Below are 24,242 nucleotides of genomic sequence, written 5' to 3'. Positions count from 1 at the left end.
AAAGGCTTTCACAATGACTGAGAACTACACCGCTCTCTACGAAGAGCACAAGAAACTCGGCGCTTCCTTCACCGATTTCGGTGGCTGGCAGATGCCCCTGAAGTACAGCTCCGAGCTGGCCGAGCACCACGCGGTGCGCAATGCTGCCGGCCTGTTCGACCTCTCCCACATGGGCGAAGTCTGGGTCTCCGGCCTGGAAGCCGGCGCGTTCCTGGACTACGCACTCGTGGGCAAGCTCTCCGCCATCGCGGACGGCAAGGCCAAGTACTCGCTCATCTGCAACGCCGACGGCGGCATCATCGATGACCTCATCGTGTACCGCTTCGGCGACGAGAAGTACCTCGTGGTCCCCAACGCGGGCAACGCCCCCACCGTCGCCGTCGCCCTGGCCGAACGCGCCGCGGCTTTCAATGTAAAGGTGGAGGACGCCTCCGCAATCACCTCGCTGATCGCGGTCCAGGGTCCCAAGGCCGAGGCCATCCTGCTCAAGCTGACCGCTGAGGCCCAGCACGCACTGGTCACCGACCTGAAGTACTACGCGTTCAACGAGCTCACCGTGGCCGGCCACAACGTCATCCTGGCCCGCACCGGTTACACCGGCGAGGACGGCTTCGAGCTCTTTGTAGCGAACGACGGCGCCGCCTCCCTGTGGGCGTCCGTCGCCGAAGCGGGGGCCGAGTTCGGCATTGTCCCGTGCGGCCTCGCCTCACGCGATTCGCTCCGCCTCGAAGCGGGCATGCCGCTGTACGGCAACGAGCTTTCCCTCGAAGGGTCACCGTTCGACGCCGGCCTGGGTGGCGTTGTGGCGCTCAAGAGCAAGGAAGGCGACTTCGTGGGCCGCTCCGCCCTGGAAGCTGCCAAGGAAGCCGGATCAAAGCGTAAGCTGGTTGGCTTGAAGGGACTGGGCCGTCGCGCCGGCCGCGGGCACTATCCGGTGCTCAAGGATGGCGCCGTGGTTGGCGAAGTCACCTCCGGCCAGCCCAGCCCCACCCTCGGCTACCCGGTGGCGATGGCCTATGTCGACGTCGAGCACGCCGAGATTGGCACCGCCCTGGACATCGATCTGCGCGGCAAGGCAGAGCCTTTCGAGGTTGTCGCCCTGCCGTTCTACAAGCGCCAGAAATAGCCCAACGCTCTCTCACTTGATGCGGTGTTTGGGCCAACGCTCTCTCACTTGTTGCACTCCAAACTTAAGGAAACACACATGGCTAAGGTTGCCGCTGAACTGAAGTACTCCGCCGAGCACGAGTGGATCTCCACTGATGGCTCTGGGCCGTCCGTTGTTGGCGTGTCCGCTGTTGCCGCTGAGGCGCTGGGCGACATCGTCTACGTGGACCTGCCGGAGGTTGGCTCCACTGTGACCGCGGGGGAGACCTGTGGCGAGATCGAGTCCACCAAGTCCGTTTCTGACCTGTACTCACCGGTGACGGGCGAGGTCACAGAGATCAACGACGACGCCGTCGGCGATCCTGCACTGATCAACTCTGATCCGTACGGTGCCGGCTGGCTGTTCAAGGTCACCGTTGAGTCCGAGGGCCCGCTGCTGTCCGCCCAGGAATACGCGGAAGTAAACGGTGGCGAACTGTGAGCGCCGCTGCAGCAGGAACCGCCGTCTTTGAACAGGTAGTCTCCGCGAGCCTGGACACCGACCTGTCGGTGCTGGACCCGGAGATCGCCGTCAAGATCGACGACGAACTGGGCCGCCAGCGTAACGGCCTGGAAATGATCGCGTCCGAGAACCACACCGCCGTTGCCGTGATGCAGGCGCAGGGCTCGGTCCTGACCAACAAGTACGCCGAGGGCTACCCGGGCAAGCGCTACTACGGTGGCTGCGAGCACGTGGACGTCATCGAGCAGCTGGCCATCGACCGGGTCAAGGCCCTGTTCGGCGCCGAGTTCGCCAACGTGCAGCCGCACTCCGGTGCCCAGGCGAACGCCTCGGTCATGCACGCGCTGATCAAGCCGGGCGATACCATCATGGGCCTGAACCTGGCCCACGGCGGCCACCTGACCCACGGCATGAAGATCAACTTCTCCGGCAAGCTCTATAACGTGGTCCCTTACCAGGTCCGCGAAGACACCCATACCATTGACATGGCCGAGGTGGAGCGCCTGGCGCTGGAGCACAAGCCGCAGCTGATCGTCGCCGGCTGGTCGGCCTACGCCCGCCAGCTGGACTTCGCAGAATTCCGCCGGATCGCTGATCTGGTGGGTGCCTTCCTGATGGTGGACATGGCGCACTTCGCCGGTCTGGTGGCAGCCGGCCTGCACCCGAGCCCTGTGCCGCACGCCCACGTCACCACGTCCACCACGCACAAGACCCTCGCCGGTCCGCGCGGCGGCATCATCCTCTCCAACGACGCCGCGATCGCCAAGAAGATCAACTCGGCTGTCTTCCCCGGACAGCAGGGCGGCCCGCTGGAGCACGTCATCGCCGGCAAGGCCGTGGCCTTCAAGATCGCAGCCACGCCGGAGTTCAAGGAACGCCAGGAGCGCGTCCTCGCCGGCGCCAGCATCCTGGCCGACCGCCTGGTCCAGCCGGACGTCACCGCCAAGGGCATCAACGTGATCTCCGGCGGCACCGACGTCCACCTGGTCCTCGTTGACCTGCGCAACTGCGAGCTGGACGGCCAGCAGGCCGAGGACCGCCTCGCCGCGATTGACATCACCGTCAACCGCAACGCCGTGCCGTTCGACCCGCGCCCTCCGATGGTCACCTCCGGCCTCCGGATCGGCACCCCCGCGCTGGCCACCCGTGGTTTCGGCGAGGCAGCCTTCCATGAAGTTGCGGACATCATCGCCGAGGCATTGATTGCCGACGCCGACGCGGACCTTTCGGGCCTGCGTCACCGGGTCGAGGCTCTCGCCGCTGCCCACCCGCTGTACCCGTCTGTCGCCAACCTCGCGTAGTGGCGCCGGCCCGGCGAGCCGGAGTTTTCACGCGTGCTGCTCCTTCGTCGCTTTGACGCACGCTTTCGAAAACCCCGGCCCGCCGGCCCTGTGGGGGAGCCCGGGCGTGCGACAGAATGCACAGGATGCCCGGCTCGATCATTAGTAAATTACTTAGTTAGGAAACGCACATGGCCGTTGGAGTCTTTGATTTGTTCTCCGTCGGGATCGGGCCGTCGAGCTCTCACACTGTGGGGCCGATGCGCGCTGCCGCAGTGTTTGCCGAGGAGCTCACGGGCTCCGGCAGCCTGGACAAGGTGGCGGGGCTGCGGGTGGACCTGTACGGGTCGCTGGCGGCAACGGGCCACGGCCACGGCACCATGACGGCCATCCTGCTGGGCCTGGAGGGTTTCCACCCCGAAAAGATCCTGCCGGCCGAGGTGGAGGAGCGGCTCGCCGCCATCGCCGAAACCGGCACCCTCCAGCTCGCCGGTTCCGTGCCCCTGCCCTACGGCGTCAAGGACATGGTCCTGCGCCCGCTGACCGTACTTCCGCGGCACACCAACGGCATGACCTTCACCGTCACTGACGAGGCAGGCGAAACTCTGCACAAGGCCACGTTCTTCTCCGTGGGCGGCGGTTTCATTGTCCGCGAAGGCGAAGAGGACGCGGCCCTGAAGGAACTCGACGAGTCCAAGAAGGAGCTGCCGCTGCCGTTCCGCACCGCCGCGGAGCTGCTGGGCCGGTGCCAGTCCAAGGGCCTGTCCATCGGCGAGGTGATGTTCGTCAATGAGCTGGCCTCCCGGTCGGAGGCGGAGATCCGCGAAGGCCTGCTGCACATCTACTCCGTCATGGAGGAGTGTGTGGCAACCAGCCTCAAGCGCGAGGGGCTGCTGCCCGGCGGACTGAAGGTCCGCCGTCGTGCTCCCGACTGGCATGAGCGGCTGGAGAAGGAGGACAAGGACCGGGACGCGAAGTACTGGCAGGAATGGGTGAACCTCATCGCCCTGGCAGTGAACGAGGAGAACGCGTCCGGCGGCCGGGTGGTCACAGCACCCACCAACGGCGCTGCGGGCATCATCCCGGCAGTCCTGTACTACGCACTGCATTTCGCACCCGGCATGGACAAAGCCACGCAGGAAGACCGCGACGACGTCGTCGTCAAGTTCCTGCTCACGGCCGGTGCCATCGGGGTGCTGTACAAGGAACAGGCGTCCATTTCGGGTGCCGAGGTGGGCTGCCAGGGCGAGGTGGGATCGGCGTCGTCCATGGCGGCCGGTGCCCTCGCCGAGGTCATGGGCGGGACACCCCAGCAGGTGGAAAACGCCGCGGAGATCGCGATGGAACACAACCTCGGCCTGACGTGCGATCCGATCGGCGGGCTGGTCCAGGTGCCGTGCATCGAGCGCAACGCGATCGCGGCGGCGAAGGCCATCAACGCCGCGAAGATGGCCCTGTGGGGGGACGGTACACACCGGGTGTCCCTGGATGAGGTGATCGTGACCATGCGCGAGACCGGCAGGGACATGAGCTCCAAGTACAAGGAAACAGCCATGGGCGGACTCGCCGTCAACGTAGTGGAATGCTAAGGGAAGAGAACTGATGACACTGGCACCAGAAGGCCGGAAGCTGCTGCGCGTTGAGCAGCGCAACTCTGCAGTACCTGTGGAGCGGAAGCCGGAGTGGATCAAGGCGAAGGTCCAGATGGGTCCGGAGTATGTCCAGCTCAAGAACCTGGTCAAGAAGGAAGGCCTGCACACGGTGTGTGAGGAGGCCGGCTGCCCGAACATTTTTGAGTGCTGGGAAGACAAGGAAGCCACGTTCCTGATCGGCGGCTCCGAGTGCACCCGGCGCTGTGATTTCTGCCAGATCGACACGGGCAAGCCGTCCCCGGTGGACATGTTTGAGCCCACGAAGGTGGCCCGCTCGGTCCTGGCCATGCAGCTGCGCTACGCCACCGTGACCGGGGTGGCCCGGGATGACCTGGCCGATGAGGGTGTGTGGCTGTACGCCGAGACGGTGAGGAAGATTCACGAGCTGAACCCGGGCACCGGCGTCGAGCTGCTGATCCCTGACTTCTCCGGCAAGCCCGAGCACATTGAGGCGATCTGCGATTCCAAGCCTGAGGTCTTCGCGCACAACGTCGAGACCGTACCCAGGATCTTCAAGCGGATCCGCCCCGCGTTCCGCTACGACCGTTCCCTGGATGTCATCACCCAGGGCCGGAAGCTGGGCATGGTGACCAAGTCCAACCTGATCCTGGGCATGGGCGAGACCCGCGAGGAGATCTCCGAGGCGCTGCGGGACCTGCACGAGGCCGGTTGCGACCTGATCACCATCACCCAGTACCTGCGCCCGTCCGAGCGGCACCTGCCGGTGGACCGCTGGGTCAAGCCGCAGGAGTTCGTGGACCTCCAGGACGAGGCCAACGAAATCGGTTTCCTCGGGGTCATGTCCGGGCCGCTGGTCCGTTCCTCCTACCGGGCCGGCCGGCTCTGGGCCACCGCGATGCGCAAGAAGGGCTGGGAAATCCCCGCCGAACTCGCCCACATCGAGTCCTCCGGCAGCACCCGCCAGGAAGCCAGCTCACTGCTGGCAGCCCACGCCAGCTGACCGCCCGATATCAGGAAAGGACCGAAGATGTTCCCTACAAGGATCGAAATCATCCCCTCAACCGGGATCGTTGAGCAGGTCCAGGCCCTGGTTCCGCTGACCACCACGCTGACCATGACGTGCCTGCCGCACCACGGCATCGAGCGGACCATGCGTACCTCGGTGGAGCTGAGCACTCTCGGCTACACCGTCATCCCGCACCTGGCCGCGCGCAGCATCCATGACCGGGCCGAGCTGACCCGGATCATGCGGGACTGCGACGGCGCCGGCATCGGCGAAGTGTTTGTGATCGGCGGCGACCGGAAGCAGCCCGCGGGACCGTACGAGTCAGCGCTCCCGCTGCTCGAGGACATCGCCCAGTACACCGGCGGCCGGATGCGCGCCGGCGTGGCAGGCTACCCGGAAGGCCACCCCACGGTGGCCGCCCTGGACCTGATCGATGCCCTGCACGACAAGAAGCACCTGGCCACGCACGTGGTCACCCAGATGTGCTTCGACGCCCCCAAAATCCTCGACTACGCGGCGCTCCTGCGCCGTGAAGGCGTGGACCTGCCCGTCTGGGCGGGCGTGGCGGGGTCCGTTCCGCGGACCAAGCTGCTGGCACTCGCCACGCAGATCGGCGTCGGAAGTTCCCTGAAGTTCCTCAGCAGCAAGGGAACGCTGGCGGGCAAGCTGCTCAGCGGCGACCGCTACTCACCCCACACCCTGGTGGCCGGGCTCGAAAGCCAGCCCGGCATCGCAGGGATCCACCTTTACAGCTTCAACAACCTCGATGCGGTCCCCAACGAAGCGGGCCTCGCATCATCCCCAACGGCACTCCAGCCAGCACTGATTCGAGGAGCAGCACGTGAGTACTAAAACCGTCACCACCCCGGGCAACACACCCCATCTTGAGCGGCAGCTCAGCAACAGGCACATCCAGCTGATCGCCATTGGCGGCGCCATCGGCACAGGCCTGTTCATGGGCTCAGGCAAAACCATCTCGGCCGCCGGCCCGTCCGTCATTTTCGTCTACATGATCATCGGCTTCATGCTGTTCTTCGTCATGCGGGCCATGGGCGAACTGCTGCTGTCCAACCTGAACTACAAGTCCTTCAGCGACTTCGCCGCTGACCTGCTGGGCCCGTGGGCCGGCTTCTTCACCGGCTGGACCTACTGGTTCTGCTGGGTGATCACCGGCATCGCGGATGTCATCGCCATCGCCGCCTACTCGGAGGAACTCTGGCCGGGGGTGCCATTGTGGATTCCGGGCATCGCCACCGTGATCATCCTTCTGGTTCTGAACCTCGCAACGGTGCGGGCGTTCGGTGAGACCGAGTTCTGGTTCGCGCTGATCAAGATCATCGCTATCGCGGCGCTGATCATTGTTGGCCTGTTTATGATTTTCAGCGGTTTCCAATCCGATGCCGGCCCGGCCACCTTCACCAACCTGTGGAGCCACGGCGGCATGTTCCCGAACGAATTCATGGGCTTTGTAGCCGGCTTCCAGATCGCCGTCTTCGCCTTTGTGGGTATTGAACTGGTAGGCACCACCGCCGCTGAGGCCAAGGACCCGGAGAAGAACCTGCCCAAGGCCATCAACTCCATCCCCATCCGCGTGCTGCTCTTCTACGTAGGCGCCCTCATCATCCTGATGTCCGTCACGCCGTGGACCCAGTTCCAGGCCGGCCACAGCCCGTTCATCGCCATGTTCTCCCTGGCGGGCCTCGGCGCCGCGGCCACTGTGGTGAACCTGGTGGTGCTCAGTTCGGCCATGTCCTCGGCCAACTCCGGCATCTACTCCACCTCCCGCATGGTGTACGGCCTGGCCCAGGAGGGCGACGCCCCCGCCGTGTTCAGCAACCTGTCCCGCCGCAAGGTCCCGCAGAACGCACTGTTCCTCTCCTGCATCCTGCTGCTCTCCGGCATCATCCTGATGTACGCCGGCAAGGACATCGGCAAGGCGTTCGACATGGTCACCACGGTCTCCGCCGTCTGCTTCGTCTTCGTCTGGTCCATCATCCTGGCCAGCTACCTGAAGTTCCGTTCACGCCGGCCGCACCTGCACGACGCGTCCAAGTACAAGATGCCCGGCGGCATCCCCATGGTCTGGGTGGTCTTCGCGTTCTTCGCCTTCGTCCTGTGGGCACTGACCACGCAGCCGGACACGCTTGTGGCGCTCCTGGTCACCCCCATTTGGTTCATCATCCTCGGCGTCGCCTGGTTCATCCTGCGCAAGCGCCCGGCCCACCTGGCCCGCTACGCGGAGTTCCAGAAGGACCTCGCCGGCGAGAAGGTCGTGGCCGACGAGAAGGCCCTGGCCGACGCGAAGGCTTCGCGGGAGAACTAAGTGGCAACCGAACATGTTCTGACCGTCAACTGCGCGGAGTCCCCGGGGATCGTCCACGCGATCACCGGGTACCTGCTGGATCACGACTGCGACATCATCGACACCAAGCACTTCGGTGACCGCCAGGCTCAGCAGTTCTTTATGCGGGTGCATTTCGCAGCCGGGAACAAGTCCTTCAGCACCGAGGACCTGCGCGGGGATTTCGAGCCGCTGGCGGCTGAGTGGGCCATGAACTGGCAGCTGGAGCCGCACGGCCGCAAGCGCCGTGTGCTGGTGATGGTGTCCAAGTTCGGGCACTGCCTCAACGACCTGCTGTTCCGGGCCCGCACGGGCGATCTTCCGGTGGAAATCGTGGCAGTGGTCTCCAACCACACGGACCACGAGGACCTGGTCAAGTGGCACGGCATCCCGTTCTTCCACCTCCCGGTCACCAAGGAGACCAAGCCGGCGCAGGAAGAGCGCCTGCTGGAGCTCGTGGATGAGTTCGAGGTGGAACTGGTGGTCCTGGCTCGCTACATGCAGGTCCTCAGCGATGAGCTGTCGGCCCAGCTGACGGGCCGGACCATCAACATCCACCACTCGTTCCTGCCGAGTTTCAAGGGCGCCAAGCCGTACCACCAGGCCTATGACCGCGGGGTGAAAACCGTGGGCGCCACGGCGCACTACGTCAACGCGGAGTTGGATGAGGGACCGATCATCGCCCAGCAGGTCATCGACGTGGACCACACGTACACGGCCGATGACCTGGTGCGCGTGGGCCGCGACGCTGAGTGCAAGGCGCTGAGCAACGCGGTGCGGTGGCACTGTGAAGGCCGGGTAATGCTCGACGGCGGGCGCACGGTCGTTCTGCGCTGACCGTCCTCCTCGTCCCCAACTGGGTAGCGCTAACTGTCGATTTGAACCTTCAGAACGACAGTTAGCGCTACTTACATTCGGGGGAGTGGGGTGGGGTGGGGCCGCGCAACCGTGTGTGGCGCCCATTAATGCTCGACGGCGGGCGCTGCCTCAGGCGCGCTGCTGGAAGTGTGTGGGCGGAACCCCGCCCGGGAGCGTGCGCAGCATCCCTTCGGCGACGTCGCGGATGGTCAGGTTCCGTTGGCTCGATGCGAGCGTAAGGATCTGGAATGCCGCCTCGTAGGAGCACCGGTTCTGGCCCATGAGCACGCCGCAGGCGATGTTGACCGCGGTGCGGCTGGCCATGGCTGCGCGGAGATCCGCGGATTGGGCCAGGCCAGCCCGGACCTGCAGTGCCAGGACCAGGCTCCTGGCCGCCACCTCGGAGAACGCCAGCGCCTGGCTGGCGACAACCGGGGTGAACACGTTCGTTTCCGCCGAATACACCGTCAGTGCGGCCCGGTAGCCGCGTTCCAGCGGCAACGGCAAAGCGACAGCGGACCGGAAGCCGGCTGCCCTGAGAACGGCCTGGTACTCATCCCAGCGCTTGTCCAAGGAGTGATCGTTGAGAATGATGGTCAGGCGGCCGCCAAGTGCCCGTGAGGTGGGACCCCGTCCGGCGAGCTGGTCCCACCGGGAAAGGTCGCCGGCGGCGTCGGTGGTTGCCGCTGTGAAGGGCGTCCCGTCCGGCCGCACGATGGTCACGGTGCCCTCCACCTCGGAGCCGGCAATGTCGCTCACGGCGGGAGCCGCGATCTGGGCAAGGGCGCACGCCGATGCCGCTTCCGAGTGTCCGCGGATATCCAGCAGGACCCCCGAGACGCGCCAGTCCACCTGTTGATCGATCATCATGCCCCAGTCCCCCATGTGTCGGTACGCCCTTATCCTAAGAGCCCCTGCCGGGGTGGCACACGAGTAGTGAGTACTCGCTTTTTGCAGGCCCGCTGAAGATTTGGTTTTCTTACGTTTCGTACGTTCTTATACTTCTATACAAAACAAGTACTAGACTGTGACTATGGAAACTGAACCCAGCTCCGTCACTGTCGGAGCTCTGCGTGAGCATCTGCCCGACGTCGTCAATAGGGCGAACTACGGGCATGAGAGAGTCCAGATCACCCGCCACGGTAAGCCTGTGGCTTTTCTCATCGGCGTCGAGGACTTCGCACGCCTGGAGGAGCTCGAAGACGCAGTGGATCTCGCCGAATTCCGGGCCGCCAAAGCCGGAGACGATGGCCGTCGAGTGAGCCTGACTGAACTTCAGGCCGAACTCTAAACGTGGCCGGCTACGCGGTCGAATTCACCGCCGGAGCAGCCAAGGAAATCCGCAAACTGCAGACTGGTACGCGCAAGCGAATCCTGGCGTCTGTCGCGGGGCTGGCAAATGATCCCCGACCAGCTGGATGCAAGAAGCTCGCTGGCGAAGAGACGGCCTGGCGAGTCCGCATTGCTGACTACCGCGTTCTCTACGAAATCCATGACGACGTTCTGACCGTCCTCGTTGTGCGGGTCGCGCACCGACGCGAGGGTCTACAAGAGGTGACGTCTGCCTGGCTGACGCGGACAACACTGACCAAGCCTTACATGTCGAAGTAGGTGGTTGATCCCTCGCCCGAGACTTTCCGGACGATCTCGTCGGCCACGTCCCGGAGCTTCTGGTTCCGGTGGCTGGAGACCTTCATCAGGATGGACATCGCCTCTGCCTGGCTGCAGCGGTTCTGGGCCATGATGATGCCGCCGGCAAGGTTGATGGCGGTGCGGCTCATCATCGCCGCGCTCAGATCATCTGCGGCGTTCTCGGCGGTTCCCACCCTGACGGCGAGGCGGACGGCACTGCCGGCGACGGCGGCGAAACTGGCTGCCTCACTGATGGTTTCCTCGGTGAATACGCCAGTGGCTGGCGCGAAGAAGTTCAGGACGGCGGCCGCGTTTTCACCGATTTCGAGGGGGACGCCGAGGACGCTGTGGATGCCCTCCTCAATCAGGCGTTCCTGATAGGTCGGCCAGCGCGGGTCAGTGCGGACGTCGGCCAGCAGGACGGGGGTCCCCGCCCGCAACGCTGCGATGCAGGGCCCTTCGCCCACAGCCTGTTCAATGCGGTCCAGGTGGATGGCGCGCTCAGTGCTCCCGCCCACCGTTGTGGTTTTCCTGGCGCGCTTGAGGGTGACCCCGCACTCCACCGTTGCGCCAGCCGAGCGGCTCAGTGCGGCGGCGGCGATGATGGAGAACCCGCCCAGGAAGTCAGCCACCGATCCTGTGCCGATAATCAGGTCCTGCAGCTCGAGGATCAGCTCTTGTTCGGGCGAATTGGTCATGCCCAAATCTAGGCCGAACGGCGGGCGCTCACAAGCTAGCCGGCCGCCTGCGGGGCCGCCACTTTGATGATCTCCAGGGCGTCAGGATCCAGCAGCTTCCGCGTGCCGGTCCTCGCGTCCCGGATCCAGATCAGTTCCAGGGAATGTACGACGTCGGTCACCCGGCCTTTGTGGAATATCTTGCCGTTGTGCCACGCCTCGATGTGGTCGCCGGGTTGGATTCTTACCGTCTGCACCTTGTCAGTGATCATGCTGTGCCCCCTGCTGGTTGTCCCCGTCTGCCCAGCATGCCCCGACCAGGTTGCCGCAGTGTTTCTGCCGGGTAAAAGCCCGGTGTTTCGTCCCCACCCGCCCCCTTACCTCGCAAGCTCGGCCAGGGAACCCGGCGGGCGTGGGCCCAGCTCAACCACCGGATAGTGCAGAATTCCTTCATGACCAATGACGAGATTCGGCCTGTCTACTTCCTTTCGGACAGCACCGGCATTACCGCGGAAACGCTCGGCAACACCCTGTTGACGCAGTTCCCCGCGAACAACTTTGACCGCATCACGGTCCCGTTCATTACCACCGTCGAACAGGCCAGAACCGTGGTGGGCACCATCGACAAACTGGTCGCCACCGGTCCGCAGCCCATCGTTTTTTCCACCGCCGTCGGCGGCGACATCAGGCAGGCCATTGCAAAGTGCCGGGGGATCATCGTGGATCTCATCGGGACGCATGTGGGTCAGCTGGAGCGGGCCCTCGGCGCGCAGGCCAGCGGTGAACCGGGCAGGGCCCACGGCCTGGGCAACGCGGAACGGTACCAATCCCGGATGGCCGCCGTCGAGTATGCCATGGAGCACGACGACGGCCAGAGCCTGCGGGCGCTGGAAAAGGCGCAGGTCATCCTGGTGGCGCCGTCCCGCTGCGGAAAAACTCCCACGACCATGTACTTGGCGCTCCAGCACGGCATCTTCGCCGCGAACTTTCCGCTGGTGGACGAGGACTTTCAGCGCGAAGGGCTGCCCAAGCCGCTGCGGCCTTTTGTGGAGAAGTGTTTCGGGCTGTCCTCCAACCCCCTGCGGCTGAGCCAGATCCGCACCGAACGGCGCCGCGGCTCGCCCTATGCGTCGCTGCGGCAGTGCGGCTTCGAGCTGCGCAGCGCCGAGCAGTTGTACGTCTCGCACCGGATTCCGTACCTTAATTCGGCCACGGTGTCAGTTGAGGAAATGGCCGCCACCATCCTGCAGCGCATGAACCTGAAACATTAGAGAAAATTTTCACAATCCCTGTGTGGCGCACATCATGTTGGAAAGGTGCTCCGGACCTGTCACTGTAGACAGGATTCGCGCCCACCAACCGGCCACAGCCGCGCGCGGGGCGGCGCCCCCGCATGCCATCATCTGCAAAGGAGCAGCAATTATGACAACAGACATCCTGTGGTTCTCAGAACTCGGACTCAAGGACCTTGACCGGGTAGGCGGCAAAAACGCCTCCCTCGGGGAGATGGTGCAGAACCTGACCTCCGCCGGCGTGCAGGTTCCGGACGGCTTCGCCACAACAGCGGACGCCTACCGCAGCTTCCTGGCTGACTCCGGCCTGGACCAGAAGATCGTGGACCGGCTGGTCGGCCTGGACACCGACGACGTGACGGCCCTCGCCGCGGCCGGCCAGGAAATCCGGACCCTCATGCGTGAGACGCCGTTCCTGCCGGACTTCGAGGCGCAGATCCGGGACTCCTACCAGCAGCTGGTGGACAAGCACGGGGGCTCCGAGGACCTGTCCTGGGCCGTCCGTTCCAGCGCGACGGCGGAAGACCTCCCGGACGCCTCCTTCGCCGGGCAGCAGGAAACCTTCCTGAACGTCCGCGGCATCGAGAACATCCTGCTCGCCATCAAGGATGTGTTCGCGTCCCTCTACAACGACCGCGCCATCGCCTACCGCGTGCACCACAAGTTCGAACACGCCGAGGTGGCACTCTCCGCCGGCATCCAGCGGATGGTGCGCTCCGACGTCGGGGCCTCCGGCGTGATGTTCACCATGGACACCGAGTCCGGGTTCCAGGACGCCGTGTTCGTCACGTCCTCCTACGGCCTGGGCGAGGCCGTGGTCCAGGGCGCCGTGAACCCCGATGAGTTCTACGTCTATAAACCCGCACTGCAGGCCGGCCGCCCCGCCATCCTCAAGCGCGGACTGGGCGAGAAGGCCCTCCAGATGACTTACACGAACAGCCAGGAGATCGGCCGGACCATCGACTTCGTGCCGGTGGAGGCCTCCTTGCGGAACCGCTTCAGCCTCAGCGACGCCGACGTCGAGCAGCTCGCCCGGCACGCCGTCGCCATCGAGAACCATTACGGCCGCCCCATGGACATCGAATGGGGCAAGGACGGGACCGACGGCGGCCTGTACATCCTGCAGGCACGCCCGGAGACGGTGCAGTCCCGCCGGGCCGCGGGCAGCCTCAGCCGTTTCCGCCTCAACGGGACCGGCCGGACGCTGGTGGAGGGCCGTGCCATCGGCCAGCGCATCGGTGCCGGCAGCGTCCGCATCCTCACCTCGATCGACCAGATGGCCGCCTTCAAGACCGGCGATGTCCTGGTCGCGGACATGACCGACCCGGACTGGGAACCGATCATGAAGCGTGCCTCCGCCATCGTCACCAACCGCGGCGGACGCACGTGCCACGCGGCCATCATCGCCCGCGAACTGGGGATCCCCGCCGTCGTCGGGACCGGAAGTGCCACGGACGCCCTCTCCGACGGCCTCGAGGTGACCGTCTCCTGCGCCGACGGCGAGACCGGCACCATTTACGAAGGGCTCCTGGACTTCAGCGTCGAGGAAACCGCCATCACCGAGCTGCCCGAGGCCCCGGTCAAGGTCATGATGAACGTGGGTACCCCGGAGCAGGCGTTCACCTTCGCGCAGCTGCCCAACCACGGCGTGGGCCTGGCCCGGCTGGAATTCATCATCAACCGCCAGATCGGCATCCACCCCAAGGCACTCCTGAACCTGGACAGCCAGCCGGCGGACGTGGCCGCGGAAATCCGGGAACGGATTGCCGCTTACGACAGCCCGCGCGAGTACTACATCAAGCGCCTGGCCGAAGGCGTGTCCACCATCGCGGCGGCGTTCGCGCCGGAGCCGGTGATTGTGCGCATGTCCGACTTCAAGTCCAACGAGTACGCCAACCTCATTGGCGGACCGGCCTACGAGCCGCACGAAGAGAACCCGATGCTCGGCTTCCGCGGTGCCTCACGGTACCTGGAGCCGTCCTTCCGGGACTGCTTCGACCTCGAGTGCGAGGCCCTGTCGTTTGTCCGTAACGAGATGGGCCTGACCAACGTCAAGCTCATGATCCCGTTCGTCCGGACCATGGACGAGGCCCGCGGCGTGATCGAGCTGCTGGCGGAGAACGGTCTGGTCCGTGGTGAGAACGGCCTCGAGGTGATCATGATGTGTGAGATCCCCTCCAACGCGCTGCTGGCGGACGACTTCCTGGACTACTTCGACGGCTTCTCCATCGGCTCCAATGACATGACCCAGCTGGCCCTGGGCCTTGACCGGGATTCGGCGATTGTCTCGGGTGGCTTCGATGAACGCGATCCTGCCGTCAAGAAGCTCCTGAGCATGGCCATCAAGGCCTGCAAGGCGCGCGGCAAGTATGTCGGCATCTGCGGCCAGGGTCCCAGCGACCACGCGGACTTCGCCGAGTGGCTGGTCCAGGAAGGCATCGATTCCGTCTCCCTGAACCCCGACACCGTGGTGGACACCTGGCTCCGGCTCGCCGGCGCCACCGGCGCCACCGCCGCCACAGCCGCGAACTAAACGCACGACGTCGGCACCCAGGTTGGGTGCCGACGTCGTCCGTTAACGTCCGGCCGGGCGCTGCGCATATTCCTTGGCGCTAGCTGAATATCGGTGGCGCCAGGGAATATGCGGGTCACGGTCGGGTTTTGCGCGTCGAAATCCGCGGAACGCGTGCGACGACGGGGCACGCCAGCCGCTGCCAGCTTGCGTTCCAGCTTCCCGGGCTCCATCAGATCGGCCCAATCCCACCTCACCACGTTGAACCCAGTGGCCTGCTTCCAATAGAAGTCGGTGTAGCCACCAGGCCGTCCCTGTCGTGGATGGCTTGCTGCAGGACCGGGGCTTCGAAGCCGGCCACGTGGATAAGGGCGCGGCTGTAGGACTCCCCTGCGGAACCGGACAAAGGGTCCGCGAAAGCCACGGCGGTCAGCACCCCTCGCCCCGCAGCAGTGGGGAGTACATAGATCCGATACCTGCCTCCAGTTCAGCCGTCGTCACGGCAGGCAGCCGCAGGGTCCGGTCTGGTCGAAGCACACGGTCCAGGGGAGCGGCAGCTTCGGTGAAAGGCCTGAACGCCGCCAGGTCCAGGACAGTGCGGATGCGGCCGGTGACGAGCAGGCCCTCCCGCCGGACCACCATCAGACCCGCCGGCGCAGCAAAGTGGCGGCGGACTCCGGCACGTGACCGGCCGCCGTCGTTCTTCATGGTGAGGGCCTGGACCGGGTGGTTCAGGCCGATGGTGGTATTCCCCACACGCTGGCGGCGGAGTGCCTGGCGAAGACCGTGGGTTTCTCGAAGGTTTCCGCAGCTGCCTGGACGCGGAGGCGATACTGCTCCCACGGCTTCAGCCCCTTCCAGACCTGCCCGTCCGTGTAGACGCCGTGCCGGACGCGGACCAGGGAACCGGCCTTTACGCGCTTGGCAAGGTCATTCGGGGTCAGCCCGTGAAGGGCGCGGTCGCGGGCCAGGAGAAGCGGTGGAAGATCCGTCATGTAGCGAAGATGCCAGCTGCGCGCCCTCGGCGCGAGGGGTAGGTGCCGCTATGTGGAGAAGTCCTGGCGACGCGCTTGTCCGTTTCCGACCCTCACCCACCTCGGCGCAACCGGAATACGGACTGCGTAGAGGAATTTCCGCCTCGAAAACGAATTTACACGTCGAAATCCCCGGGTCTCGACAAGCTGGACCACCGGCGGCTAGCCTTCAGGCCGGCAGTCGAGGATGAACTCCATGAGCGACGTTGCGTCCGCGTCCGCGTAGAGCGTCACCAGGCTCTGATTGAACTCAAGTCGGCGGCTAAACGGAATGGAGATCGCGTCGTGCCCGGAGCTCAGCAGGACACCATTCATCATCAGCCGTGAGGTGCGCTTGTTGCCGTCGAAATAGAACTGGTGCCGGGTCCCGAAGCAGAAGTAGGCGACAGCCCGTTCTATCGGATTCTTCACCGTGGAAAGGAACGCCAGTCCGCGGGTGTATTCGGCCCGCAGCTCCTCCCCGCCATCTTCGCAGCCGGTGGCTTTGAAAGTGCCGGCTTCACCCAGGTTGACCCTTCCGCCGCCCCGCAAAGAACCTTCGCCACGGAAGTGCCCTGCCTCTATCGCCTCATGGGGTGCCACTATTCCGTGAAGTCGGTCTGATAAAGGCTTGGAAAGTGCGAAGGTCCCGTCCCGAACAAGGCCGTGGAGCAGGCGGGTGGACTCGGCCAAGGCCAGGACCTGTTTCTCATCGTCGAGCCGGTGTCCGCCGACGGTGACCCCTTCCAGGAGTGTTTGGACTTCCGGGAGGGTGTAGGGGTTGCCTTCCAGGGCGGCAGCGTCCCACACATGGCCAGCCAGCTGCGCCTCGAAGCGGGCGAGGGCGCGTGGCACCTCCATACCGGGCATTTCGTCCCAGGGTATGCCAGATGAGTCCCAGGAAAAGCCAAGCTCGTCCGTCTGGTCCTTCGCTGCCGACTTGAGCAGGCCGGGGGACGGTTGCGGGCCGGGTGGCCGGGGCGGCCGCTTCTTGTACTGGTTGGAGCCGACGCCCCATCGTGCCTGCTCAGTCATGGTGCGCCCAGTCTTTCGTGAGTTCCTCGGCAAGGTCATACGTGGCCGGCATCCCGTAGCAGTCGAGGATGATTTGGATCGGGTCTGCCCAGACGATCCCTTCGTCGTTCCACGCGCCGCCTTCGCTGGCGCCGTCGAAGGGGAGCAGGAGAACCTCCACCGCGGCCGAACCGGGGCGGTTGATGATGGACGCGACCCTGGCAGGATTCTCGACGTAAAGGATGATGGGCCCGGGCGTCCCTTCTGCCCCTATCCGTGCCGCGGCCGGTGCGCCGCTGGCGGCCCAACCCTTTCTCGTGGCGGCCACGGCCGAGCAGATGCGCAGGAAATTCCAGTCACTGGTGATCTCTACGGCGCCGGGGCGGAGGGGCGGGGGAGCGGCCGCACCTGCCTCTCTGGCGAGTGACCTGGGGCGAGGGGTTCCGTCAGTGCTGGCCCAGCGCATGAGTGTCTCGATCATTACCGCGTCCGCAGCCGGATTGGAGGTGCCGTCTTCAAGGATCGTGCGGGCAGCACGAAGCGCGCGTACATCGCAGAGCGGCTCAGTCCGGGACGGAAGCTGCAGGCCGGCGGCCGCCAGGATTCGCGTCGCCATGCCAAGGGTCGGGTCGATGTCGCCTTTCTCAACCCGCGTGACAGTGGAGGCCGACACTCCGGCTCGTCTGGCAAGCTCGCGGCGGGAGAACCGGGAGTCGCGGATCGCAACCTGGACCACGTTTTGCATATAAGCAATTCTATAGTTCCTAGTGCTTATATGCAATATCCACGCAGACGCTGCGTATGAGCAACAGCTGGTCCGTCGGTGATTGAGCTTGTCCTTCGGTGGTCGAGCTTGTCGAGGCCCAGGGTGTCAGCCCTGGTTGATGCGGATCATGTTGCCGGACGGGTCGCGGAAGGCGCAGTCGCGCGGGCCCCACGGCTGGACGATGGGTTCCTGGAGAACCTCGGCGCCTGACGCCCGGAGGGTTTCGAAGGTGGCGTCGAGATCGTCCGTGTTGAACACGAGCATGGGCATCACGCCCTTGGTGACCAGCTCCTGGATGGCGTCCCCGTCGGCCTGCGAGCGGCCGGCATGCGGCGGGGACAGGACAATCTCAAGGTCGGGCTGGGCGGCGCTGCCAAGGGTGACCCAGCGCTGTCCGTCCGAGCCGACGTCGTTCCGGACTTCCAGGCCAAGGGCGTCGCGGTAGAACGCGAGGGACTCATCGAGATCGTTGACGGTGACGTGTGCGTACTTCAATGAAATGTTCATGTCTCCCACGCTAGGGGAGTGGCAGCGGCGAGGCTTCTTCAATCCTGCTCGGTTTGCGCAAGGGCCGGGTGTGCTGCCGGGCCGCGGTGGCCGCCGTGGGCGTGGCTTTTACTTTCAGCAAAAAGGCGCGCGCCTGCAGGCGCGGGACTGGCCACCCAGACATGGTTACCGTAGCAAGTGTATTGATGGTTTATTAACTTTTAATAAAGCACTACTATTCTTGCTATGGACCCACTTGAGAACCCTTACACCCCGAACGCCGGCGCGAATCCGCCAGTCCTGGTGGGCCGCACCGATGAGCTTGCCTCATTCAAGCTTCTGCTGGCACGGCTGGCTCGGGGGCGTAGCGAGCAGTCCATGATCATCACGGGACTTCGCGGGGTCGGCAAAACGGTATTGCTCGGTGCCTTCCGTAAAGAGGCGATTTCCGCTGATTGGGCTGTGATCGAAATCGAGGTCAGCAAGCACGATGACGGAGACTTCCGGCGCCAATTGGCGGTGGAGTTCCGGAAAGCCCTCCTCGAGATTTCGCCCCGGGCAAAGTGGACGGATCGCGCTCGACGGGCAGCCGGAGTCCTGCGATCCTTCACAGTCTCCGTAGACCCCGAAGGTAAGTTCACGGCCGGCTTCGACGTTGAACCAGTGGAAGGTCAGGCCGATAGCGGTCATTTGGGGGTGGACCTCACAGATCTCTTCCTTGCCCTGGGTGAGGCTGCGCAGGACCATGAAACCGGCTTAGTGCTTCTTTTTGACGAGGTCCAGTTCCTGTCGAAGGTCCAACTGGAAGCCTTGATCGCCGCACTGCACAAAACGGTCCAGCGCGAACTGCCGATTACCCTGGTCGGGGCCGGACTGCCCCAGATCGCAGAACTTGCCGGGGAGGCTAAATCCTACTCCGAGCGACTCTTCAAATTTCCAAGAATCGAGATGCTCGACGACGACGACGCCATCGAGGCCATCACCCGCCCGGCTCTCGATAGTGGAGTGATTTTCGAGAAAGACGCTATTGCGGAAGCCGTGGCCCTCACGGGAGGCTACCCCTATTTCCTCCAGGAAATGGGATCAGCGGTCTGGAATCTAGCGGAAGATAACGTAATTACGGCCCGGGATGTGAAGGATGCTCACCGCTATGTTGAGGAGAAGCTGGACGGCAGTTTCTTCCGCGTCCGGCTTGACCGGACAACGGAGCTGGAACAGGCCTACTTGCGGGCAATGGCTCAGCTGGGGCCAGAACCCCAGCTGGCCAGCGACGTCGCGACCCTTCTAAATCGCACCTCCCAGCAAGTTAGTCCTACGCGGTCGCAGCTGATTGACAAGGGGCTGCTCTACACGCCGAACCACGGTTATGCGGCCTTCACCGTTCCGCATTTCGACCGGTTCATGCTCCGGGCCGTTCCGGAATTGAATGTGCCGGAGTTGCGTCAGCGACGAGGCAGGCATACCGCCGGCTGACCCCTGCGGTGGGGCCGGACGGCCCAATGATTGAGCTTGTCGAAATCCGTCACTCCTAGTTGATGCGATCATGTTGCCCGACGGGTCCCGGAAGGCATAGCCGCGCGGGCTCCGGTTGGACTAGCACTTGGTGAGCAGCGCTTGGCGCTCGATGTGTCACCGGCTAGGAGGAAGTTTCTTCAATCCTGCTCGGTTTGCGCGAGGGCCGGGTGTGCTGCCGGGCGATGCACGTGGGCATTGCTTTCACGGCGTGGTGTTCGCGGGCGCGGTAGGCGCTGGGCGTTATGCCGACGATCTCGGTGAACCGCGAGCTGAAGGAACCCAGGGACGTGGAGCCCACTTCCATGCACGCGTCGGTCACGCTGGCACCGGCGCGCAGCAGCGCCATGGCACGTTCGATCCGCCGGGTCATGAGGTAGTTGTAGGGCGTCTCACCGTAGGCGGCCTTGAACTGGCGGGAGAAGTGCGCCGCTGACATGAGGGCCCCGGCGGCCATGGTGGGCACGTCCAGCGGCCGGGCGTACCCGCGGTCAATCAGGTCACGGGCCCGGCGCAAGTGGGCCAAGTTTGTCAGCTCCTGCGGTGTCATGAGGCAAGTCTAGTAGCGCTCCACGCCCGGTGGTTGATCCTGTCCGCCCAGTGATTGAGCCTGCGAAATCCCCCGACGCGGAAACGGCATGGCGCTACGGAAACGGCCTGGCGACACCCGAAATGCTCGGGCAGCCGTGCCGGATAGACAGCTGCGCATGGAGCATACTAAGGCATGACTGACCGCGACGACTTCCTAGCCTGGGTAAAGTCCGCGCTTTACGAAGCGGAACTAGCCCTTCACAACGGCGATTCGGCCCCGCACCGGGCAATCTGGTCACGTAACGAACCCGTGAGCATCCTGGGTGCGTGGCGCAACGCCTATGGCCAGCATGAGCTGGACGGGCTGTTGTCGAGTGACGGTGCCAGGCGCGTCGCGTGAACCGGGTAGTGATCCGTTGCCGGGCGTCGAACCGACGTTAGGCACAGGCGGGACACGGCCTTTTACGCCAGAAGGTGGAGAAATAGGGTACGTTTTGTTTTCTTAATTCACCCACGCCCGGTGTACTCTTCCAAGGTTAGGCTTCCCTAAATCGCCGAAGACTCCTATGGACCACACGCTATGAGCACCCAACTTGACCTTCAACGCCTGTCGTTTGCCGCGAACCTCGCGAATTACGGGGACAGGACTGCCGTTGCCACCAGCAATGGTGTCTTGACGTATCGGGAACTGGCCGACCGGGTTGAGGAGGTGGGCCGGCGACTCGGTAGCGAACGTCGCCTGGTGGCCCTGACGGCCGGTAACGATGTTGAATCCCTGGTGGGTTACCTGGCGGCCATGGCGGCCGGTCATCCGCTGATCCTCCTGCCCGCGGACAAGCCTGCCGCCCTGGAGTCCCTGGTCGCGGCCTACGATCCGGACGTTATCCTTAGTTCCGCGAACGGCCGGACAGTATTGGAGGAGCGACGGCCTGGCACCGGACACACCCTGCACCCGGACCTGGCCCTTCTGTTGAGCACCTCAGGTTCCACCGGTTCGCCCAAGCTTGTGCGGTTGTCCTATGAAAACCTCCAGGCGAACGCAGAGTCCATCGCGGAATACCTCGGCATCACCGAGTATGACCGGGCTATGACCACGCTGCCCATGTCCTACTGCTATGGACTGTCAGTGATCAACAGCCACCTGCTGCGTGGTGCCAGCCTGGTCCTGACCGATCTGTCCGTGGTGGACCCCTGCTTCTGGGATCTGTTCCACCGCGAGGGTGCCACATCGTTCGCAGCCGTTCCCTACACCTTCGAGTTGCTCGAGCGGGTGGGGTTCGCCGCGATGAACCTGCCCAGGCTCAGGTATGTGACCCAGGCTGGCGGCAGGCTCGGCCCGGACCTGGTCCGGCGTTACGCAGAACTGGGCGCAAGGAGCGGCTGGGATCTCTTTGTGATGTACGGCCAGACGGAGGCCACGGCACGCATGGCCTACCTCCCTCCGCGGCTGGCGGGTACGGCGCCCGGGGCCATCGGAATTCCCATCCCCGGCGGCGCCTTCCGGATAGACCCGGTCCCTGGACTGGAGCATGGGGAGCTGGTCTATTCAGGGCCCAACGTGATGCTGGGTTACGCCCAGACGCCGGAGGACCTCGGCCTCGGGCGGACGGTGGATGAACTCCGCACCGGAGACCTGGCACGCCAGAACGCAGACGGACTGTACGAGGTAGTGGGACGGCGCAGCCGGTTCGTCAAGATCGTCGGCCTGCGCGTCGACCTTGGACAAGTGGAACGGATCCTTGCAGATCTTGGTATTCAGGCGGCGAGCGCCGGCACGGACCAGGGACTCGTGGTCGCCGTCGAGGGTGAACACGACACTGCGTTGCTGGGCAAGATCCTCCCCCAGGGCATAGGCCTGCCCCGCGCTGCCCTGCACGTCCAGGCGGTGCCGGAGCTCCCGCGTCTGGCGTCCGGCAAGCTGGACTACCCGGCCGTCCTGGCGCTCGCCAAACCCACAGTTCAAGACCAGCCTTCCAGCGCGAACTCCGGAGCTGGCCCGCGGGACAGTGTGGTGCGCATTTTTGAGGACACGCTGGAGCTGGACGACATTTCCGACGACGACACGTTCGTTTCGCTGGGCGGGGACTCGCTTTCGTATGTGGCAGCGTCGGTGCGGCTTGAGCAGGCGTTGGGGCATTTGCCCCCGGACTGGCACATCACCCCGGTGGGGGTGCTTGGGGCCCGCCATGAACAGCCGCGGCCGCGGAAGCGCCGCATGTTCGCCCGGCTTGAAACCAGCATCGTGCTGCGGGCGGTCTCCATTTTCCTGATCGTCAGCACCCACATCGGATTCCTGCACTGGCAGGGTGCCGCCCACGTGCTTATGGCTGTGGCGGGGTTCAACTTCGCCCGGTTCCAGCTGTCCGGGGAACGTATGCCGCGGCTGCGGAAACAAGCCGCCAGCCTGGCCAGGGTCATGATCCCCAGCATGGCCTTCATCGGCTTCGCCTACCTGATCACCGACAGATACAGCCTGGAGAATATCGTCCTCCTCCACGCCATTATCGGGCCCGAGGAGGTGACCACCCGGTCGCATTTCTGGTTCATCGAGGTGCTCGTCTACCTGCTGGTCAGCATGACGGCGTTGCTCGCCCTGCCCTGGGTCAGCCGGGCCGAAAGGCGCTTCCCGTTCCTCTTTCCGCTGGTGCTGCTCGCCGCCGGACTCCTTACCCGGTATGAGCTTTTTGAGCCGGGAATTCCCCACACGACGCCGGCCCTCTGGCTCTTCGCGCTGGGATGGGCGGTTGCCAGGGCCCGTCACATCCTTCAGCGAGGCGCCGTCAGTGTCGTTGCCGCTTTGACTATCCCGGGGTTCTTCGACAACCCCGCCCGTGAACTGACTGTCCTGGCCGGGATACTCCTGCTCCTGTGGCTGCCCAGCCTTCCCGTCCCGGCCGGGCTCCGGCGCCTCACCGTTCTGCTGGCCAGCGCGTCCCTGCACATCTATCTGGTGCATTGGCTGGTCTACCCGCTGCTGGTTGAGCTCAGCCCCGCGCTCGCCGTCGTGGCCTCACTGGCCGCAGGCTCCGCGTACTGGGCACTCTGCAGCCTGGCGCCGACGGCCATCGGCCGCGCCAGAACCTGGAGATTGAGCCCGTCGAAATCGTGACGCTCCCGCCCCGCCGGCGGCCCCTCCCGGACATTGAGTCCGCACTGAACGGCGGAAGGTGGGGCTATCCCGCGTCCGCAGGCCGGAATGTCGTTCCTCCGTCCGTGGAGACAACGATCCCGTCGGCGGTAGCGGCCCAGATCCATGGTCTGCCGTCGGCGCCCTTGACTGCGGCGATTGCCATGACCTGGGCGTCGATGCGGCCCATTTTTGTCCAAGTCTCTCCGGCATCGGCAGAGTAGTGCACCGTACCGTCGGGTTCAACGCCCACAGCCTCGGCTGGGTGCGCGAACGCGGCGAACTGAACTACCGGGCCGTCTTTCACAGGCTCCCATGTGCTGCCGGCGTCGGTGGAACGCTGGACCCCGTCGGGCGTGGTCGCCAGGAGGGTTCTGCTGCCCGGATGACCGGCGAGGACGGCGGGGGCGAAGTCAGCGGGAATAGTGTTCCAGGTCTCGCCGTCGGCGCTGGTCCGCAGTGTCCCGTCGAAGGCCACGATCCCCGCTTGGGTGGTGGTCATGGCATGGAAGTCCGATTCACCCTGGCGCGAGAGCTGCTCCCACGTAGTGCCGCCGTCGGAGGATTTGAGCAGGCCCATGGGGTTGGGCAGGTCGGAGCCGGGCCCCGGGTGGCCCGAAGCGTAGAAGACCCCGTCGGCGGGGCCGGCGGTGAATCCCATCAGGTCGTTGGTGCCACCGATTTTTTTCGCCGGGCTGGTGGTGACGTCGAAGAGGCCGTCGTGGGTGGCGAGCAGTACCTGGCCGGTGTCACCGCTGACGGTGAGTCCGTGGACGTGTGCGCTGGGAAGGGGGCTCCCGGCTGCCGTCGTGTGCGGCGTGGTCTGGTTTGTCGCCGGTGCGCAGCCGGCAATAGCGAGAAGGGTGGCCGCGGCGCCGGCCAGGACTGCGCCGCGTCTGATCATGTGGGAGAGGAAAAACATGGCTAACTCCAAAGGGTGAAGGGAAATCAGGGACAATGTGGCGCCGGCCCG

The 24,242-nt window shown here is 64.8% G+C and carries 25 protein-coding genes; 15 read left to right on the top strand and 10 right to left on the bottom strand.

Translation table 11 applies throughout. From position 1 onward, the window contains the following. Positions 1–13 precede the first annotated feature (13 nt). From gcvT to purU, 8 genes are all read left to right on the top strand, one after another. Positions 14–1,126, top strand: coding sequence for a glycine cleavage system aminomethyltransferase GcvT (gene gcvT / locus NG701_RS19640; RefSeq protein WP_252570124.1), 1,113 nt, complete (start codon positions 14–16; stop codon positions 1,124–1,126). Between the two features lie 78 nt (positions 1,127–1,204). Beyond that, complete coding sequence (gcvH, locus tag NG701_RS19635) at positions 1,205–1,588, top strand: glycine cleavage system protein GcvH (protein ID WP_252570121.1); 384 nt, start codon at positions 1,205–1,207, stop codon at positions 1,586–1,588. Next, positions 1,585–2,910, top strand: a complete 1,326-nt coding sequence (gene glyA / locus NG701_RS19630) for a serine hydroxymethyltransferase (protein ID WP_308291946.1) — start codon at positions 1,585–1,587, stop codon at positions 2,908–2,910. Before gcvH ends, glyA begins: the two co-directional genes overlap by 4 nt. Positions 2,911–3,080: 170 nt before the next feature. Further along, on the top strand, positions 3,081–4,478 hold the full coding sequence (locus NG701_RS19625) for an L-serine ammonia-lyase (protein ID WP_252570119.1): 1,398 nt from the start codon (positions 3,081–3,083) through the stop codon (positions 4,476–4,478). A 13-nt stretch (positions 4,479–4,491) separates the two neighbouring features. Beyond that, the gene (gene lipA / locus NG701_RS19620; RefSeq protein WP_252570117.1) at positions 4,492–5,502 is read left to right on the top strand and encodes a lipoyl synthase; all 1,011 of its coding nucleotides are present in this window, start codon (positions 4,492–4,494) and stop codon (positions 5,500–5,502) included. Positions 5,503–5,529: 27 nt separating this feature from the next. Continuing rightward, complete coding sequence (locus NG701_RS19615) at positions 5,530–6,360, top strand: methylenetetrahydrofolate reductase (RefSeq protein WP_252570115.1); 831 nt, start codon at positions 5,530–5,532, stop codon at positions 6,358–6,360. Continuing rightward, positions 6,350–7,831: a D-serine/D-alanine/glycine transporter gene (cycA, locus tag NG701_RS19610; RefSeq protein WP_252570113.1), complete on the top strand. Its 1,482-nt coding sequence runs from the start codon at positions 6,350–6,352 to the stop codon at positions 7,829–7,831. Before NG701_RS19615 ends, cycA begins: the two co-directional genes overlap by 11 nt. Continuing rightward, positions 7,832–8,686: a formyltetrahydrofolate deformylase gene (gene purU / locus NG701_RS19605; protein WP_252570111.1), complete on the top strand. Its 855-nt coding sequence runs from the start codon at positions 7,832–7,834 to the stop codon at positions 8,684–8,686. It begins immediately after the preceding gene. Between the two features lie 150 nt (positions 8,687–8,836). On the opposite strand, the gene NG701_RS19600 is transcribed toward purU, so the two are convergent. After that, positions 8,837–9,577, bottom strand: coding sequence for an ANTAR domain-containing protein (locus tag NG701_RS19600; protein ID WP_252570109.1), 741 nt, complete (start codon positions 9,575–9,577; stop codon positions 8,837–8,839). A gap of 163 nt (positions 9,578–9,740) precedes the next feature. Here NG701_RS19600 and NG701_RS19595 point away from each other — a divergent pair, with 163 nt between their 5' ends. Further along, positions 9,741–9,998: a type II toxin-antitoxin system Phd/YefM family antitoxin gene (locus NG701_RS19595; RefSeq protein ID WP_252570106.1), complete on the top strand. Its 258-nt coding sequence runs from the start codon at positions 9,741–9,743 to the stop codon at positions 9,996–9,998. Between the two features lie 2 nt (positions 9,999–10,000). After that, entirely contained in the window at positions 10,001–10,318 is a 318-nt protein-coding gene (locus NG701_RS19590) for a type II toxin-antitoxin system RelE family toxin (protein WP_252570103.1), read from the top strand. Here the strand turns inward: NG701_RS19590 and NG701_RS19585 are convergent. Continuing rightward, positions 10,303–11,037, bottom strand: a complete 735-nt coding sequence (locus tag NG701_RS19585) for a GAF and ANTAR domain-containing protein (RefSeq protein ID WP_252570100.1) — start codon at positions 11,035–11,037, stop codon at positions 10,303–10,305. The two genes, NG701_RS19590 and NG701_RS19585, sit on opposite strands and share 16 nt — an antisense overlap. 35 nt (positions 11,038–11,072) lie before the next feature. Next, positions 11,073–11,288: a hypothetical protein gene (locus NG701_RS19580; RefSeq protein ID WP_252570097.1), complete on the bottom strand. Its 216-nt coding sequence runs from the start codon at positions 11,286–11,288 to the stop codon at positions 11,073–11,075. A gap of 180 nt (positions 11,289–11,468) precedes the next feature. Here NG701_RS19580 and NG701_RS19575 point away from each other — a divergent pair, with 180 nt between their 5' ends. Together NG701_RS19575 and ppsA are read left to right on the top strand one after the other, a co-directional pair. Continuing rightward, positions 11,469–12,287 carry a pyruvate, water dikinase regulatory protein gene (locus tag NG701_RS19575; RefSeq protein WP_252570095.1) on the top strand — a complete coding sequence of 273 codons (819 nt, stop codon included), beginning with the start codon at positions 11,469–11,471 and terminating at the stop codon, positions 12,285–12,287. A gap of 151 nt (positions 12,288–12,438) precedes the next feature. Next, a complete protein-coding gene (ppsA, locus tag NG701_RS19570; RefSeq protein WP_252570092.1) occupies positions 12,439–14,841 on the top strand; it encodes a phosphoenolpyruvate synthase in 2,403 nt (800 codons plus the stop codon). Between the two features lie 408 nt (positions 14,842–15,249). Here the strand turns inward: ppsA and NG701_RS19565 are convergent, their stop codons facing one another. From NG701_RS19565 to NG701_RS19545, 5 genes are all read right to left on the bottom strand, one after another. After that, entirely contained in the window at positions 15,250–15,576 is a 327-nt protein-coding gene (locus tag NG701_RS19565) for a hypothetical protein (protein WP_252570090.1), read from the bottom strand. Then, positions 15,552–15,815 carry a type IV toxin-antitoxin system AbiEi family antitoxin domain-containing protein gene (locus tag NG701_RS19560; RefSeq protein ID WP_252570088.1) on the bottom strand — a complete coding sequence of 88 codons (264 nt, stop codon included), beginning with the start codon at positions 15,813–15,815 and terminating at the stop codon, positions 15,552–15,554. The genes NG701_RS19565 and NG701_RS19560 overlap by 25 nt, the downstream gene beginning before the upstream one ends. Before the next feature lie 201 nt (positions 15,816–16,016). Then, entirely contained in the window at positions 16,017–16,868 is an 852-nt protein-coding gene (locus tag NG701_RS19555) for a Fic family protein (protein WP_252570086.1), read from the bottom strand. Continuing rightward, positions 16,861–17,592 (bottom strand): helix-turn-helix domain-containing protein, encoded by a 732-nt coding sequence (locus tag NG701_RS19550; RefSeq protein WP_374208716.1) that lies wholly within the window; start codon positions 17,590–17,592, stop codon positions 16,861–16,863. The genes NG701_RS19555 and NG701_RS19550 overlap by 8 nt, the downstream gene beginning before the upstream one ends. 126 nt (positions 17,593–17,718) lie before the next feature. Next, on the bottom strand, positions 17,719–18,120 hold the full coding sequence (locus NG701_RS19545) for a VOC family protein (protein ID WP_252570082.1): 402 nt from the start codon (positions 18,118–18,120) through the stop codon (positions 17,719–17,721). Positions 18,121–18,345: 225 nt separating this feature from the next. Between NG701_RS19545 and NG701_RS19540 the strand changes: the two genes are divergently transcribed. Next, a complete protein-coding gene (locus NG701_RS19540; protein WP_252570079.1) occupies positions 18,346–19,572 on the top strand; it encodes an ATP-binding protein in 1,227 nt (408 codons plus the stop codon). A gap of 163 nt (positions 19,573–19,735) precedes the next feature. On the opposite strand, the gene NG701_RS19535 is transcribed toward NG701_RS19540, so the two are convergent. After that, positions 19,736–20,161, bottom strand: a complete 426-nt coding sequence (locus NG701_RS19535; RefSeq protein WP_252570077.1) for a helix-turn-helix transcriptional regulator — start codon at positions 20,159–20,161, stop codon at positions 19,736–19,738. 174 nt (positions 20,162–20,335) lie between these two features. On the opposite strand from NG701_RS19535, the gene NG701_RS19530 reads away from it, so the two are divergent. Together NG701_RS19530 and NG701_RS19525 are read left to right on the top strand one after the other, a co-directional pair. Beyond that, positions 20,336–20,542, top strand: a complete 207-nt coding sequence (locus NG701_RS19530; RefSeq protein ID WP_252570076.1) for a hypothetical protein — start codon at positions 20,336–20,338, stop codon at positions 20,540–20,542. Positions 20,543–20,722: 180 nt separating this feature from the next. Continuing rightward, positions 20,723–23,251 carry an AMP-binding protein gene (locus NG701_RS19525; protein WP_252570074.1) on the top strand — a complete coding sequence of 843 codons (2,529 nt, stop codon included), beginning with the start codon at positions 20,723–20,725 and terminating at the stop codon, positions 23,249–23,251. 64 nt (positions 23,252–23,315) lie between these two features. Here NG701_RS19525 and NG701_RS19520 read toward each other — a convergent pair whose 3' ends face one another. Continuing rightward, the gene (locus NG701_RS19520) at positions 23,316–24,191 is read right to left on the bottom strand and encodes a F510_1955 family glycosylhydrolase (protein ID WP_252570072.1); all 876 of its coding nucleotides are present in this window, start codon (positions 24,189–24,191) and stop codon (positions 23,316–23,318) included. Positions 24,192–24,242 lie beyond the last annotated feature (51 nt).

Source organism: Pseudarthrobacter cellobiosi (assembly GCF_023913815.1).
GTDB lineage: Bacteria > Actinomycetota > Actinomycetes > Actinomycetales > Micrococcaceae > Arthrobacter > Arthrobacter cellobiosi.
Note: the sequence above shows the minus strand (reverse complement) of the source record. Positions and strands in the feature narration are given on the sequence as shown.